Source organism: Streptomyces sp. JLYT201 (genome assembly GCF_059448825.1).
On sequence record NZ_CM182551.1, the window covers coordinates 379,451 to 394,971 of the forward strand.

14 protein-coding genes are annotated in these 15,521 nt (G+C 73.9%); 7 read left to right on the forward strand and 7 right to left on the reverse strand.

Features of this window, described 5'->3' with window-relative positions; genetic code table 11:
* Positions 1 to 210: 210 nt before the first annotated feature.
* The 4 genes from AC5WAM_RS01465 (at position 211) to AC5WAM_RS01480 (ending at position 2,770) form a co-directional block, all read left to right on the forward strand.
* A complete protein-coding gene (locus tag AC5WAM_RS01465) occupies positions 211 to 804 on the forward strand; it encodes a hypothetical protein (protein WP_495521228.1) in 594 nt (197 codons plus the stop codon).
* Between the two features lie 29 nt (positions 805 to 833).
* A complete protein-coding gene (locus AC5WAM_RS01470) occupies positions 834 to 1,241 on the forward strand; it encodes a hypothetical protein (RefSeq protein ID WP_138965567.1) in 408 nt (135 codons plus the stop codon).
* A 442-nt stretch (positions 1,242 to 1,683) separates the two neighbouring features.
* On the forward strand, positions 1,684 to 2,223 hold the full coding sequence (locus AC5WAM_RS01475) for a kinetochore Spc7 family protein (protein WP_495521229.1): 540 nt from the start codon (positions 1,684 to 1,686) through the stop codon (positions 2,221 to 2,223).
* Positions 2,224 to 2,386: 163 nt separating this feature from the next.
* On the forward strand, positions 2,387 to 2,770 hold the full coding sequence (locus tag AC5WAM_RS01480; protein WP_495521230.1) for a winged helix-turn-helix transcriptional regulator: 384 nt from the start codon (positions 2,387 to 2,389) through the stop codon (positions 2,768 to 2,770).
* A 22-nt stretch (positions 2,771 to 2,792) separates the two neighbouring features.
* On the opposite strand, the gene AC5WAM_RS01485 is transcribed toward AC5WAM_RS01480, so the two are convergent.
* The 5 genes from AC5WAM_RS01485 to AC5WAM_RS01505 form a co-directional block, all read right to left on the reverse strand.
* Positions 2,793 to 5,657 (reverse strand): type 2 lanthipeptide synthetase LanM family protein, encoded by a 2,865-nt coding sequence (locus AC5WAM_RS01485; RefSeq protein ID WP_495521231.1) that lies wholly within the window; start codon positions 5,655 to 5,657, stop codon positions 2,793 to 2,795.
* Positions 5,658 to 5,785: 128 nt separating this feature from the next.
* A complete protein-coding gene (locus tag AC5WAM_RS01490) occupies positions 5,786 to 5,983 on the reverse strand; it encodes a DUF6229 family protein (RefSeq protein ID WP_172387876.1) in 198 nt (65 codons plus the stop codon).
* A 395-nt stretch (positions 5,984 to 6,378) separates the two neighbouring features.
* Positions 6,379 to 6,861 (reverse strand): NUDIX hydrolase, encoded by a 483-nt coding sequence (locus tag AC5WAM_RS01495; RefSeq protein WP_495521232.1) that lies wholly within the window; start codon positions 6,859 to 6,861, stop codon positions 6,379 to 6,381.
* A gap of 46 nt (positions 6,862 to 6,907) precedes the next feature.
* Positions 6,908 to 8,533: an amidohydrolase gene (locus tag AC5WAM_RS01500; protein WP_495521233.1), complete on the reverse strand. Its 1,626-nt coding sequence runs from the start codon at positions 8,531 to 8,533 to the stop codon at positions 6,908 to 6,910.
* Between the two features lie 144 nt (positions 8,534 to 8,677).
* A complete protein-coding gene (locus AC5WAM_RS01505) occupies positions 8,678 to 9,238 on the reverse strand; it encodes a TetR/AcrR family transcriptional regulator (RefSeq protein WP_495521234.1) in 561 nt (186 codons plus the stop codon).
* A gap of 149 nt (positions 9,239 to 9,387) precedes the next feature.
* Between AC5WAM_RS01505 and AC5WAM_RS01510 the strand changes: the two genes are divergently transcribed.
* Entirely contained in the window at positions 9,388 to 10,845 is a 1,458-nt protein-coding gene (locus AC5WAM_RS01510; RefSeq protein WP_495521235.1) for a purine-cytosine permease family protein, read from the forward strand.
* A 63-nt stretch (positions 10,846 to 10,908) separates the two neighbouring features.
* Complete coding sequence (locus AC5WAM_RS01515) at positions 10,909 to 11,655, forward strand: MgtC/SapB family protein (protein WP_495521236.1); 747 nt, start codon at positions 10,909 to 10,911, stop codon at positions 11,653 to 11,655.
* Positions 11,656 to 11,700: 45 nt separating this feature from the next.
* On the opposite strand, the gene AC5WAM_RS01520 is transcribed toward AC5WAM_RS01515, so the two are convergent.
* A complete protein-coding gene (locus AC5WAM_RS01520) occupies positions 11,701 to 12,402 on the reverse strand; it encodes a response regulator (RefSeq protein WP_172387883.1) in 702 nt (233 codons plus the stop codon).
* A gap of 5 nt (positions 12,403 to 12,407) precedes the next feature.
* Positions 12,408 to 13,538, reverse strand: coding sequence for a sensor histidine kinase (locus AC5WAM_RS01525; RefSeq protein ID WP_495521237.1), 1,131 nt, complete (start codon positions 13,536 to 13,538; stop codon positions 12,408 to 12,410).
* Positions 13,539 to 13,692: 154 nt separating this feature from the next.
* On the opposite strand from AC5WAM_RS01525, the gene AC5WAM_RS01530 reads away from it, so the two are divergent.
* Entirely contained in the window at positions 13,693 to 15,519 is a 1,827-nt protein-coding gene (locus AC5WAM_RS01530; protein WP_495521238.1) for an alpha/beta fold hydrolase, read from the forward strand.
* Positions 15,520 to 15,521: the final 2 nt, after the last annotated feature.

Consider the following 15,521-nt stretch of genomic DNA (forward strand, 5'->3'; position numbering starts at 1 on the left):
CCCCATCACACCTCCCGCGCCGCACCTCCCCGGCGCCTGCCCGGGCACCTTGGTCAGCCATCGAAACGACATCCGGCCGACCGCTGAAGCATGACCGTTCGCGCAGGTCAGGAGGGTTTTCTCCGGGTCCTAAACCCGCCGGGAGCGCCGCTGAGTACGTTCGGCGTCAGTCCGAAATTCATCTCGCTCGGGACGTCACGGGAGGCCCCAGTGAGCTTCATCTTCCACCGACAGCTGCCGGACGAACGCGCCGTGTTCACGCTCTTCCGGGACGTCTACCTCGGTGGGGCACCCGTGTGGGACGTCCAGGAGTGGGTGCGCAAGGAGGCAGCCGAGTACCACGCCTCCGAGGCCCGCCGGTTCAGGTCGAACTGGGTCGAGTTCCGGGGCAGGACCATCGCCAAGGCGCGCAAGCACCGGAGCGCGATCCTGTCCGGCGGCTCGGAGCCCGTCACGTTCCATCTGGAGCACCTGCCTCCACTCCTTTCGAGGCAGCTCGACGAGCATCTGAACGACGCCGACCTGCCGCCGGGATGGGATCCGGCCGTCAAGAAGCAGACGATCCTCGGCGGCCTGCACTACGTGAGCGACGGAAACCTCACGGAGCGCCAGAAGGAGGTCTTCCACATGGCCGGGGTCATGCGGATGCCGCGGCCCGAGATCGCGGGCGCGATGGGGATCACGACCGACTGCGTCAAGGCCCACTTCAGCAACGCCTGGAAGACCATGACCGAGGACCAGGTCGACGTCGACGGTCTCGAGTGGCTCCTGTCCGGGCGGCGACGCGAGCCCGTGCCCACGTGACGCGGCACGTGAGTGACGAGAGGGAATCGATGACCAGGCCCTGCACCACCAGCACCGCCAAGGAGGAGGCTCCGATGGGTGAGTTCCGTACGTATTCGTTCGACCCGGAGAAGCATGTCCGGGCCTACGCCGACACCGTCCACAAGGCCTGCTGCGACGAACGCCGGTCCACCCGGGCACGGACGCACAGCACGATCGCCAAGGTGCCGAACGCGGCGATGCCGCTCGGCGCCGTGATGGTCAGCATCTGCATGACCGTCACGATGCTGCTGTTCTGGGGGATCTCCACAGCGGTGGCCCTACAGCTGGGTGCCGGGATGGCGACGCTGTACACCGCGACGAACGACGTGCGGATCTCGGTGGTCCGCAACAACCCGGGCTGGCGGCAGCGCCATCGGATCCTGGCACGCCTCATCCCCCAACACCCCGGGGACTAGCGGCAGCTCCGCACAGCGCCGCCGGGACCGCGCTGCCGAGCCTGCGGCAGACGCCGAGCGGCCGCGGCCCGTCCACGACCCCTGCCCCACTCCTCGACCCCATCACGGAAGAGCCGATGCCCTCCTTCCCCTCGTGGCCCCTCGTACGGAGAACGCATGACCAGGGAACACCGCAGTTCGTACGTGTCCGCGTGGCCGTCCGCCCGGAGCCGACCGCGTCGCCGCCCGGCTGGTCCGCGCCCCGGCGGCCGCGCGCGATAGCGCCGTCCGACGGGGTGCGACGGCCCTGAACGACCGCGGCCCCAGGCTTGGTGGAGCCCGAGGCCGCAGCTGTGACGTGCGCCGTGTCACCGCCGCACGGAGAACCTTCAGACGCTCGCCGGCCGATCTGTCCAGGACCTGGCCGCCGGGCATCCTCCTAGTTCCCGGTTAGGACAACCTCATGGTGCCCCCATGCTCTTCGTTTCCGTGGCAAAACACGGATGACACCTGCGGGAGCGGTCTGTTTCAGGCCGGCACGGCGGCTTCGGGCGGCTTCAACGACACGTTCACCTGGGCCGCTCTCCTCGCCGCGATCGGCCTCGTCGCCGCGGCCGTCTACCGCTGGCGCGACAAGCGGGCCAAGCTCCTGGAGAAGGACTACGTGGTGCTCGACAAGGTCGTCGTCGAGCTCGACACCCTCCAGTCCCTGGCTGCGACGCACGCCGATCTGGATGGTCTGAAGAGGCAACTCAGCCTCGTCAGGCAGGCGCAGAAGCGCTTCCCGGAGATCCCGTTCGGTGCCGTCGTCGCCACGATCGAGGCGTATCAGACGACCGCCTTGAGCACCGAGTGCGCCAAGAGGCTCACCAAACGCATCTCCGACAAGAAGTCGGTGACCGAGGCCCTCGAACTCTCGCGCCAGCAGGGCGCGAAGATCGCGGACATCCGTGTCGCGATCAACTCCGCGCAGCGCGTCATCGACCGCAGGCTCAGGCGCTGACCTCAGCCGCCCGGCCGGGCGTCGCCGACCAGCGGGACAGGGCGGAGCCCGGGGGCAGCGGATGGACCGGCTCCACCGAGCTGCTCTCTTGTGGTTACTCAGGAACCGTAGGAGAGTCAACGTCGGCCTGGTAGAACGCACTTTTCCGTAACGGGGGAGCCAGATGGTGACCAAGCAGCAGCTCAAGGGCCTGCCCGAGGACGCCGATCTGCGGCGGGCGGACTCCCTGGCGCGGGAGATCTTCTCGGACATCGCCAACAAGTGGGCGCTCCTGATCATCGAGGCGCTCGGCGAAGGCACCCTGCGCTTCAGCGCGTTGCGCAACGAGGTCGAGGGCGTCAGCCACAAGATGCTCACCCAGAACCTGCGCATGCTGGAGCGCAACGGCCTGGTGGAGCGGACCGTGCACCCCACCGTGCCGCCACGCGTCGAGTACGCCCTCACCCCGCCCGGCCGGGCCCTGCGCGCGGTGGTCGACGGCATGTGCGGCTGGACCCACGCCCACCTCGGCGCCATCGAGGCCTCCCGCGACCGCTTCGACGGCTGACGGCACCGGCCGGGCCGACCCGTCAGTCGAGCAGCAGGGGGTTGGGCAGCTGTGCCGCGGGGTGCATGCGCAGGAGGGTGTGGAGCACTCCCGCGAGGCCGGACATGAGGCTCGGTGAGAACGCCTCGCGGGCCAGGCCGCCGACCGGGCCGCGCTGTTCGAGGCCGGTCAGGATCTCGCCGTCGAGGCCCTGGGGGTCATCGGCGCCCAGATCCGTCAGGAACTCCCAGAGGCCGAGGTCGCCGTGGCACAGGGTGTGGCTCCAGCCGAAGCCCTCGGCGGCGCAGGCGCGGGCGGCACGCCGGGCCATGTCCAGGTGGGCCGGGTCGCCCGTGCGCCGGTGGAGGTCCAGCAGGCCGATGCCGATGCCCGTGCTGCCGTGGCACCAGCTGGTGAAGAAGTCCTCCTCGGCGCCGATGCGCACGTCGAGCCAGTTGCCGTGCTCGGGGCGGTAGAGGGACTCCTGATAGGCGAAGGCCCGTTCGGCGAGTCGGGCCCAGCCGCGGCGTTCGCCGGGCGATCCGGCGTCGGTGAGGGCGAGCCGCAGCAGGGCCCAGCCGATGCCGGTGGCACCGTGGGCGAAGCCCCCGATGCCCTCGGGGTTGAGCCGGGTCGTCCAGCGGGCACCGCTCTCGTCGACCACGGCCAGGCCGGAAAGGCGGCGGCCGATGCGCGCGGCCGCGCCCAGCCAGCGGTCCTGGCCGGTCGCCGCGGCCAGACCGAGCAGGGGCACGACGCCGCCCGCCGCCCCGTTGAGGAGGTCCACCTCGACGTCGTCGTCGACCAGCGGGCCCTCCTCCAGGAGCTGGGCCCTCGCGGCGGCCCGCTCCAGGAGCCAGTCCTCGCCGAGCACCCGGTGCAGCGCCAGCCACGTCCACACCTGGGACGCGGCACCGCTGAACGCGCCCGCCGACGGCGTCGGCGTGACGTCCTCGGTGCTCACCAGGACCCGCAGGGCCCCCGCGAACGTCTCGGCGACGCCCGGCACCTCCTCCGCACGCCCGGCCCGCACCTCCTTGTCGTACTCGGCGAGCGTCAGCGCCACCCCGCCCTGCCCGGTGTAGAGGTCGGCGGGCAGCACCCTGATGGACCATCCGGCGGGGGTGAACACCGGGCTGATCCAGGTGACCGTGGAGTCGGCGCCGCGCACCGCGCCGTCGCACAGCCGCCGCACCATCTGCGCCGCCAACGCGCGGCGGCGGCGCTCCCGGTCGCGGGCGTGCGGGTCGCGGGCGGCGGCCTGCACCCGCGCGGGCAGCGACCGCTCGTTCAGGTACGCGCCCACCAGGGCGTCCTGGATCACCGCCTCCTCCAGGGCCAGGTCGGCGGTGCGCCAGTCCTCGACGGTGGCGCGGACGACGGCCGCGTCCACGGGGAAGGTGACCATCGGCACGTCGCCGACCAGGAGGTCCGCGATCTCGCCGTCGATGGCAGCGCGGTCCGTCGGCGCGCCCGGCAGCACCTCGGCGTTGCGGCGCAGGATGTCGCGGGCCCGCTCGACCGCGGCAGGCTCGTCGTGCAGCGACGCCGGGTGCCACAGCATCCGGCCGATGTCGACGTACGCCTGCGTCGGCCGCGGGATCCGCCGCGCCTGCGTGCCCTGGAAGCGGCGAAGGAGCGCGTGCGGGTCGGTGCCGGGCCGCCGCAGGTGCCCGGTCATCTCGCAGAAGCCCGCCAGGACCCGGTCCCAGTACGCGCTCAGGACCGGGGTGGGGCTGGGGTGGTTGCCCGCCGTGGGCATGGCCACCAGGTCCACCTCGAAGCGGGCGGCCGCGGTGCCGCCGCCCGCGATCACCGGGTGCGGGATCAGCGGCTGCTGGCCGGGCAGCGCCCCGACCCCGGAGATGTCCACGCCGCCGAGCGCGAAGCCCGTGCCGCGCACGGGCAGCAGTCCGGTGCGCAGCACCGTGCGGCGGATGGCGGCGGCCGCCACGTCGACCGCGTCGCCGCGGCCGCTGGGCGGGAACGGCGCGGGTGCGTCGAAGAGCGTCTCCGCGTCCACGATCACCGGGACCGGGCCCGCGGCGATCATGTTCTCGGCGTGCATGTCGGTGCCGCCGGTGCAGCGCAGGACGGCCAGCCAGTGGCCGACGCCCCGGTAGAACGCGGCGAGTTCGGCGTCGTCGGCGCAGTAGCGGTGGGGGACGAACTCGGCCCAGCCGTAGCCGTCCCGGGCCAGCGTCCGCGGCACCCGGATCCGCTCGTGGGGCGGCGGGGCGCCGGGAAGGTCCGCGAACAGCTCGTCGAGGAGCGCGCCCAGGGCCACGTCGGCCGCGGACGGCCGTGGCTTGTACATGACGCTCCCGGCGGCGAAGTCCACGCGACTGACGGTCAGTCCGCCCCGGTGGCTGTCGCCCGCCCCGAACGCGACGGCGCGCACCTGGCCCGTCGGCGCTCCGAGCAGCGGCCCGAGCAGCTCGCGGTCCGCGGCGAGCCGCTCAGCGAACCGGGCCGTGGCCGCGACCGAGAGCCGCGCCACCGACGCGACCCGCGCGCCGAGGGTCGGGTAGCGGTGGGCCAGGGTGTCGAGGTAGCCGTCCGCGCCCGCCTGCTCGATGAACGCGGCCCAGGTCCCGTCGTCGGGTCCGGCCGCCGTGCCCGCGTCGGCCCGGCCCGCGGCCGTCGCCATGCGCAGCGCGTGCAGTTCGATCAGGAAGAGGCGGGACAGCTTCGCGTGCAAGGAGGTGGCCAGGGCGGTGTACCCGGCCTCCAGGATCACGTCCCGCTCCTGCCCGCCGAGTGCGGCCACGGCGGCGAGGCGCCGGGCCAGCTCCTCCCGCCAGGGGCGGGCGAGGTTGTGCACGGGCCGGGCGAACCACTGGGCCTCGTCGCGTTCCCTCCCGGATCCGTCCCGCTGTCCGGGCTCGTGCGGTGCCGATCCGCTCACGGGCCACTGCCCCCATTCCGCGCCGCGCTCCGGCGCCTTCGAGCCGCTTGGACGAGACGCGGGGAGCCGCGGGGCCCGGCGCGCTCCCCGTCACGGGAGTGCCGTGGCCCGCGGCTCCCCTCGGGGAATCAGCAGCACCAGCTGCCGTGCGACCCGCTCGGGCTGGAACAGAAGCCGTACAGCGAGTCGCTCGGGTCGGTCAGCGCGGCTTCGGCCGCGCTGCCGCCGACGTAGAGCGGTCCCGCGGGGTTGGCCTGGCCGTACGCGCTCTCGGCGCCCGACAGCCACGCTTCGACAACGGCGTTCTGCACACTGGTCTGGGGCATGAGCGGCCTCCGGAAGTAGGAGTTGGGGACGGATTGCCGAGACCTGAGTATCACCGGACTCAAAGGCTCCTCAGCCGACTGATCCAGCCACAGTCACACGGGATTCATGAGGCTCAGAGTGCCTTCTGGGGCGGTCGGGACCGGCGGCGCCCGGCTCGCGTCCCCCGGCTCCACGCCCCGTCCCGGGCCATGACCTGCCGCCTTGCCACGTGCCCCGAAGCCTGAAGGATCTCGGCCAGGTTGGCGAGAGCGCCCGCCTGAAGCGCGGGCTCCGGGCACGCGCGCGAGCACGGCATGCAGGGGCTCCAGGACCCCTGGGCCCACCGGGGGCCCGGGCCAGTCCGCCGGGTCGGGCCAGTCCGCCGGGTCGGGCCCGTCCGCCGGGTCGGGCCGTCTCAGGCCACGGGCACGAGCCCGTCGCGCCGCAGCATCGGCAGGATCTGCTCCGCCACCGCCGGAGCGAGCCGGATGTCGGTCTCGGTGCCCGTGATCCACCGCAGGTGGGCCAGTTCGGCCGCGGGGCGGGGCACCTGGCTGAGGCCCGCGGTGAAGACCGTCAGCTGGAGGGGCACCCCTTCGAGGGCGGCCGTCGACGCGATCTCGGCCAGGAACTCCGGCGCCACCGGCCGGACGCCCAGTTCCTCGTCGAGCTCCCTGGCCAGGGCCTCCAGCGGCTCCTCCCTTGCGTCGGGCTTGCCGCCCGGCAGATAGAACACCTCCGGCGCGGCCTTCTTGCTCACCACCAGCAGCCGCCCCTCCTGGACGACCACGGCGGCCACGACGACCAGGGGATCCGGCGTGCCGTGGCCGCCGTGAGCGGCCGGGGAGCGCCACGCGTCGCGGCCGCCGCGAGCGACCGCCTCACCGATATGTGCCATACCCATCATTCTCTCAGGCGCCTGCCGCCACGCCTGAGCCGACCGGTCACAGCCGGGCGTCTCGATGCGTCGGCCTGCCGTCGACGGCGGTGAACAGCACCGGTAGGTCCGGGAGTTCGGTCGCGGGCGTGGTGAGCGGGTCGGCGGCGAGGACCGTCAGGTCGGCGCGGTGGCCGATCGCGACCCGTCCCGCCTCGTGCTCCGCACCGGCCGCGTAGGCGGCGTTGACGGTCATGCCCTGGAGTGCCTCCAGGGCCGTGAGGGCCTGCTCCGGGCGATGCGGGGGCTGACTGAGGTCACGGCTCGGGCGGCGGTGGCGGGCCCCGGCCATGACGCCGAGCGGCGGGGCGGGCGCGATGGGCCAGTCGGAGCCGAGGACGACGACGGCCCCCGAGTCGTACAGGTCGCGGCAGCGCCAGGCACGGGCGGCCCGCTCCTCGCCCAGGCGGCGCGACCAGTTGTCGGTGTGGTCGGCCCGGGTGAAGTCGCAGCAGTGCGTCGGCTGCATGGAGGCGACGACGCCGAGTTCGGCGAACCTGCGCAGGGTGTCGTCGGGGACGGTCTCGATGTGCTCGACCCGGTGCCGCACCGCGCGCCAGTCGTCGGCCTGGGCCTTCTCCACGGCGTCGAGGACGTGCCGTACCGCCGCGTCGCCGATGGCGTGGGTGGCGGTGGGCACTCCGGCGCCGTGGAAGGCGCCGATGACGCGGGTGTACTCCTCGGGGTCCGGCCAGAAGGCGTGCCGGGACTCGCCGTGGCAGTCGGGCCGCTCCAGCCACGCGGTGCCGTTGTCGATGGTGCCGTCCATGAAGATCTTCACGCCGTCGGTGCGCCACAGGCGGCCGCCCTCACCCTGCTGCTCGATGAGCGCGCGCACGCCGTCGGCGCCGGTCCCCGGCTGGCACCACGGGGCGACCCGCAGCCGCAGCGGAAGCTGCCCGGCCGCCTCGAGTTCGGCGTAGAAGGCCAGGCTGTCGCCGCCCGCGTCCATGACGTGGCCACCGGTGAGGCCCGCCGCGGCCATCGTCTTCAGCGCGGCGGCGACCCGGGCGCGGCGCTCCTCGTAGGTGGGTTGCGGGGCGACCCGCTGCACGAGCTCGCAAGCGGCCTCCTCCAGGAGCAGCCCGGTGGGCCGGCCCGCGGTGTCGCACACCACCTCGGCGGTCGCCTGCTCGAAGGTCCGCGGCCCGTCGATCCCGGCGAGTTCGAGGGCGCGGCGGCTGACCAGCATGGAGTGCGCGTCGAAGAGCAGCAGTTGGGCGGGCACGCCGTCGAGCACGGCGTCGAAGGGGGCGGACTCGACGGGGGCGCCCGCGAACACGTTGGGGTCCAGGCCCCAGCCGCGCAGCCACGCGCCGGGGGCGAGGTCCCGTACCTCGCGGGCGAGCGCGGCGCGCACCTGGGCCACGTCGGTGCAGGCCGACAGGTCCAGGCCGTGGGTCAGTTCGGCGCCGGTGACGGGGTGGATGTGCCCGTCGACCAGACCGGGTGTCACCACGGCGCCCTTGAGGTCGATCACCTCGGTGGCGGGGTCCGCGAGGGCGCGGACCTCCCGGTCGTCGCCGAGGGCGGTGATGCGTCCGCCCGCCGCGGCGAGCGCGGTCTGCGGCAGGAACTCGCCGGACTCCGGGTCGAGCAGACGGGCCGAGAGCAGGATGAGGGAGGTGCGCACGGGGGTCTCCTTGCGGGGTCGTCGGGTGAATGCCGCGCTGCGTTCGGCGTGCTGCGGGAGGTCGGCAGCGCTCGACTCGTCGTGGGGATCGGCGGTCTGCGGAAGGGGGCGGCATCCGGAGCCGTCCGGCCTGCCGCCGGAGCGTCAGTCGGGGGTCACCCCGCTCAGCGAGCCCGGTTCCAGGCCGAGTTCGCGCTCCGCCGTGGTGGCGGGCAGGCGCAGCACCTCGGGCGCGTCACCGATGGTGTCACCGCTGTTGACGAGCATGCCGAGGCCGTCGAGGACGATCAGGATGTGCGCGGTCGTCACCACCGGGTCCTCGGTGCGGAACTCCCCCCGTGCGACGCCGTCGCGGATGTGCTGCTCGAACCGGTCGCGCCAGGCGGCCTCCTGCGCGCTGACGCGGGCGCGCAGCGCGGGCCGGTAGCGGCTGAGGTGGCGGGCGTTGAGCCAGAGGCGGCTGATGTCGTCGTAGGCCTCTCCCGTGGTCCGGGCGAAGAACCGCGCCAGGTGCTGGACGCAGGTGGCGTCGGCGCGCTCGGCCGGAAGGAGCGCGTCGAGCTCGGCGCCGACGGCGGTGCCGTAGGCCTCGGCCACCAGGTCGTCCACGGCCGGGAAGTAGTGGCTGATCAGCCCCGGCCGCACGGCGAGCTCCTCGGCGATGCGCCGGAGGGTGATGCACTCAAGGCCGTCGGCCAGAGCCACCCGAGCCGCCGCCGCAACGATTTCCGCACGCCTTTCCGTTGGAGACTTGCGGATTCGCTTGTTCTGAAGCCTTGACGTCATGGAATCCATGCTATTGAGTGTGCGACCAATAAACAAGCAGGTGGGTTTCCAGCATCCGGAGGGGCCGCATGGCGTCCACGCTTCCCGACCCGCACGAAGTCCCCCCGAGCCCCCGGACGGCACACCGGGAGGAGCCGCCTCGAACGGGCGGGACGGGCCGCGTCGAGGCCCACGGCATCGACCACATCCCCGAGCACGAGCGCCACGGCCACCCCCGGCGCCTCTTCTCCGTCTGGGCCGCGGCGAACGTCAACTATCTGAGCCTCGTCGTCGGCGGCACCCTGATCCTGACGGGCCTGACCCTGTGGCAGGCCCTCGCCGTGATCGTGACGGGCAATCTGTTCTGGTCGCTCACCGGGCTGCTCGCCATATCCGGCCCGGCCGCGGGCGCGCCGAGCGAAGTGATCACGCGCGCGATGTACGGAATCCGCGGCAACCGGGTCAACAACGCGGTCGTCGGCTGGATGATCTCCGTGTCGTACTTCGCCCTGAACCTCGCCGCCGCCGCGACCGCCGCGTTCTCCCTCGTCGAGAAGACCGGTGTCACCGCGGGCACCGGCGTGAAGGTCGCCGTAGTCCTCGCCGTCGCTGCGCTCACCCTGACCATCGGCGTCTACGGCCACGCCACCATCCTGCGGCTGTATCTGCCGATCACCCTGGCGCTCACCGCCGTCTTCGCCGTCGTCGCCGTCCGCGTGTTCCAGCACGCCGACTACTCCTACGCGCCCGCCGAGCCGCTGACCGGCGCCCCGTTGTGGACGGCCCTCATCTCCGGCGTCACCCTGGTCGGCTCCGCTCCGCTGTCGTACACCACCAGCGCCGACTTCTCCCGCTATCTGCCGCGCACGACGTCCGCCGGGGCCGTCCTCGGCTGGACCGCCCTCGGCGGCTTCGTGCCCGGCGTCGCCGTGTGCTCCCTCGGGGCGCTGGCCGCGACCGCCGTCGACATGACGGACCCTCAGGCAGGGCTCCAGCAGATCCTGCCGGGCTGGTTCGACCCGGTCTTCCTGCTCGCCCTCGTCCTCGGCACGATCGCCCTCAACGCCCTGACCTCCTACAGCGCCGGGCTCGCCCTCCAGGCCGTCGGCATCCGCATCCGCCGCTCCCGCAGCGTGATCGCCGACGGCGCCGCCGCGGTCTCCCTCACCCTGTACGCGCTCCTCGTCTCCGACTTCCTCGACACCGTCAGCAACGTCCTCCAGCTGACCGTCGTCCTGCTCGGCCCCGCCAGCGCCCTCTACGCCACGGACATCCTGCTGCGCCGCAACCGCTACGACGGTCCGGCCCTGATGGACGAGACCCCCGCCGGCCCCTTCTGGTACACCGCCGGGGTCAGCCCGGCCGGTGCCCTGGCCCTGGCGGGCGGCGTCACCGCGGCGGCCCTGTGCGTCGACACCGCCTACACCGGGCCGATCGCGCACGCCCTGGGCGGCATGGACCTCTCCCTGCCCGTCGGCATCGTCACCACCTCGTTCCTGTACGTGGTCCTCACCCGGGCCGCGGGCGGAGCGCGCGTCCCCCGCTGAGGCGGCGGCAGGTGTGCCCGCCGCCGTCCGGGGCAGGGGCGAGGGCGGTGACAGGAGGTGTGCATGGTCCATCTGGCGGTGCCCCTGTGGGGCTTGCGGAGCGGGCAGGGTCCGCGGCAGCTGACCGAACTCGGCCTGGCCCTGGTCCTGTCGAGCCTCATCGGCTGGGAGCGGGCGGCCCGGCACAAGAGCGCCGGGCTGCGCACGCACACCCTGGTGGGCATCGCCAGCGCGCTGATGATGGAGGTCTCCCAGCACGGCTTCGCGGGCGCGCTCGACCTGCCCGGCGTCTCCTTCGACCCCTCCCGGGTGGCCGCGCAGATCGTCTCCGGGATCGGCTTCGTCGGCGGCGGCCTGATCTTCGTGCGCCAGGACGCCGTGCGCGGGCTCACCACCGCCGCCACGGTCTGGCTCACCTGCGCGGTGGGCATGGCCTGCGGCGGCGGCCTGCCCGTCCTCGCCCTGGCCGCCACGACGCTGCACTTCCTCGTCGTCCGCGGCTATCCGCGGCTCGCCGCGCGTCTGCTGCCCCGCGCGAGCGGCTCCCCCATCGAGCTGCGCCTGACATACCGCACGGGCACGGCCCTGCTGCCCCAGCTGATGGAGACGTGCACCCGGCACGGCTGCCGCATCGGTCGGGTCAAGGTCGACCGGCTGCCCGGCGGGGCCGACCCCGACGCCCGCGTCCTGCTGGCGCTCGAGGGCACCGCCGACACCGGACGGCTGACCGCCGAACTCTTCGAACGGGACGACGTGATCGAGATCGAGGTGACCGCCGCCACCGACGACGAGGAGGCGGCCGCGCCGTGACCTCGACCGAACGGCCGACCGGGGTGCGGTGGCTCACCCGAAGCGTCAGGCGGGGCCCATCTGGCCCGACTCCCAGGCCCAGGCCGCGATCTCGACGCGGTTCCGGACGGCGAGCTTGGCCTGGATGTTGACGAGGTGGGTCTTCACGGTGGCGACGGAGATGAACAGCTCGGCGGCGATCTCCTGGTTGGTGCGGCCGCGCGCCACCAGCCGGGCCACGCCGAGCTCCCGCTCGGACAGCTCGTGCGGCGCGCCTCCCGCGGCCGCCGCGCCGCACCGCGGGCCGTGCCGCTCCGCCGTGCGCCGCAGCAGGCGCAGCGTGACGGCGGGCGAGACCAGGGCGTCGCCGCGCGCGGCGGCGCGCACCGCCTCGACCAGGAGGCCGGGTCCCGCGTCCTTCAGCAGGAAGCCGACGGCGCCGCAGCGCAGGGCCTCGTCCAGATAGTCGTCCTGGTCGAAGGTGGTCACCACGACGACGTGCAGGGGATCGACCGCGTCCGGCCCGGCGAGCAGCCGGGTCACCTCCAGGCCGTTGAGCTTCGGCATGCGGACGTCGACCAGGCAGACGTCGGGGCGCAGCCGCCGGGCGAGCTCCACGCACGCGGCGCCGTCCGCGGCCTCGCCGACGACCTCGATGCCGGGCTGCGCGGCGAGGATCAGCCGGAAGCCGGTGCGCACCATCTCCTGGTCGTCGGCGATCAGGACGCGCAGGGGCGCGGAACCGGTCTCGGGGGTCGTCACGCTCATCGTGGTCAGTGTGGCAGGTGCGCCGGGGGAAACGCGGCGCGGACCCGCCAGCCGCCGCCCGGGGCGGGCCCGGCCGCGAAGCTGCCGCCGACGGCCTCCACGCGCTCGCGCAGGCCCACCAGGCCGAGGCCGCCGCTGCCGCCGGGCGGCGGGCGGTCACCGGCGGGCGCGGGGCCGTTGGTGACCTCGACGCACAGACGGCCGTCGGCGGCCGTCAGCCGCACGCGGACGTCGTCGGCCTCCGGCGCGTGGCGGCGCACGTTGGTGAGGGACTCCTGGACCACGCGGTGCGCGGACGTCTCGACCTCCGGCGCGAGGGCGAGGTCCCGGGCGTCGGCGGAGACGTCCAGGGTCGCCGCCGCTCCCCCGCTGTCGCCGTGCGCGGCCACCAGGGCGGCGAGTTCCGTGAGCAGATCGGCGGGCCGGGTCGGGGCGTCGGGCGCGGCACGCAGCACGTGCACGAGGCGGCGCATGGAGGCGAGGGTCTCCGTGCCCGCCCGCTCGATGCCCGCCAGGAGCGGATCGAGCTGCTCGGGCGCGCTCTCCCGGATGGTGCGGGCCGCCTGGGCCTGGACGACGATGCCGGTGACGTGGTGGGCGACGAAGTCGTGCAGGTCACGTGCCAGGGCGAGGCGCTCCGCCTCCTGCACGGCGGTCACGGCGTCGGCCCTGCGCCGGTCCAGGGAGCGCAGATAGCAGCCGAGCGCGAGCGCGCCGCCCGCCGCGACGGTGAGCAGGAACGCGAAGGTCTGCGCGTCCGAGGGGAAGCCCATGCGCACCGGCGCGACCGCGACCGCCACGGCCAGGAGCGGGCAGAGCGCGTACGCGGCCGGGACCCGTGCCGTCCGGGCCGCCACGGTGAGCAGCCCGAGCAGCGCCGCCGACTCCAGCAGGCCCCAGCTGCCGCCCGCGGGGGCGAGCCACAGCATGCCGAGCGTCAGCGCCCCGGACGCCAGGGCCGCCCCGGCCGTCAGCGGCTCGACGGCGACGCGGCGGCACGCGAGCAGCGCCCCCAACGCCAGCGGCCCGGACACCAGCGGGAGCCAGGAGCCGTCCGGCTCGTTCGAGACGAGGTCGCCGAGCCAGAGCAGCAGGGCGGGCGGCAGAGCGAGGAGCAGCATGCGACGGCGGTTCACACAGTGAATGTACGGACCAGGTCGTACGCGAGGGGTCAACCGAAAGCCGGACCGGCGCGGGTCCGATCCATCGAACGGCTGAGGCGGCGCCCGGCGCCGCGCGGCCACCGTGGAGGAACGCAGCATTCCAGGACTCCCGAAGAGAGCGACGCCCATGCCCCGAATCCCGCGCACACCGGCCTGTGCCCTCGGCGTGGCCGCGCTCGCCGTCTCCTTGACGGCGTGCGGCGGCTCGTACAACCCCTTCGACGACCACCAGGAGAAGGCCACGTACAGGACCGGCGCCGAGGCGAAGAAGGACCGGGCGTCCGTGCCGCGGTGGCTGCCGGACGACGCCAGGGACATCTCGTACGTGATGTCGACGACGGGCGGGGACCGCATCATGCGGTTCACGGCGAGCGGCGGGTTCCCCGCCTCCTGTGTGCGCGGCGAGCCGCAGGGCAAGCCGCGCCTGACGGCCGACTGGTTCCCCTCCGACGTGGCCGCGAAGGCCGACGTGAACTGCGGCACGTGGTCGGGGGCGCGGGTCGGCGGCGCCCTGTACGCGTGGCAGGACCGCGACGTGGTGTCCGGGGCGCGGGACACGGCGGCGGTGCGGATCCCGGAGCAGCGGATCGCCTGGAAGGCCTGCCGCGCCGAGGAGGGCGTGCCGAAGGGGGCCGACTGCGGCACCGTGCGGGTGCCCGTCGACTGGCGGAAGCCCGACGGCAAGAAGATCGACATCGCGGTCGCCCGGCGCTCGGCGGCCGATCCGGACCGGCGCGTCGGCACGCTCGTGTTCCTGCCCGGCGGCCCCGGCAGCTCCGGTGTCGACACGGTCCGGGCCACCGACACCTGGGGCGGTCTGGAGCGGCGCTTCGACATCGTCAGTCTCGATCCGCGCGGCGTCGGCGCGAGCAGCCCGGTGCGCTGCCCGGCGAAGCCGTACGTCGCGATGGCGCGGGACAAGAAGCCCGCCGCCTCCGCCGTGGAGTTCGCCCGCGAGCGGGAGCGGGCCGGTGCCTTCGCCGAGGGCTGTGCCCGCGCGTCCGGGCCCGTGGCCGCGCACACCGACGCGACCAGCGTCAGCCATGACGTCGAGGCCGTCCGCGCCGCGCTCGGCGAGGACCGCGTCTCCCTGTACGGGCACTCGTACGGCACGGTCTACGGTCAGCGGTACGCGCAGCTGTACGGCGAGCGGGTGCGGGCCGCCGTGCTTGACGGCGTGATGGACCCGGCGGTCGGCCGGCGCGACTTCAACGTCACGAGTGCCCGCGCCCTGGAGCGGGCCTATGGAGAGTTCGCCCGGTGGTGCGAAAGGAGCGACGCGTGCGCGCTGGGCGACAAGGATCCGCGCGCGGTCCATCGGCGCGTGGCCGCGAAGGCCGCCGACGGCACCCTGCGCAACGACGGCAAGCAGGTCACGCTCGCCGCGCTGAACGGCTCGCTCGACCAGATGCTCCTCACTCCGTCCTGGCCGGTGGTCGGCGAGTACCTTCAGGCCCTGGACAGCGGGAAGCCCTGGCAGGAGGACGGCGAGGGGCCGGTCGGGAAGCTGCTGCCCGTGGCCGACCAGTCGGTGTGTGTCGATCTGAACCTGCGCGCCCCGGACGTGGCGGCCTACCTCGCCGACCAGAAGGCGGCCCGTGCGGCCGCGCCCGCCTTCGGCTTCTCGCCCAACGCCGTCGGGTACGCCCATCTGTGCCTGGGCCTGCCGGAGCGCCCCACGCCCCGGCCCGCGACGCCGGGCGACTTCCGCACCGAGCACCCGATGCTGCTGATCAATGCCCGCCACGACAACGCCACGCCCGTCGACTGGGCCCGCTCCGTCGCGCGGCACCTCGGCGACAAGGCGGCGCTCGTGGAGGTCGACGGCTGGGGCCACGGTGCGAAGATCTTCAACGGCGGGGCCGAGCGGAAGGCCGTCGCCGACTACCTCACGCGCCTGACCACGCCCGCGCCCGGCACCGTGATCAAGGGCAGCGTGCCGCCCGGCGCCTGACC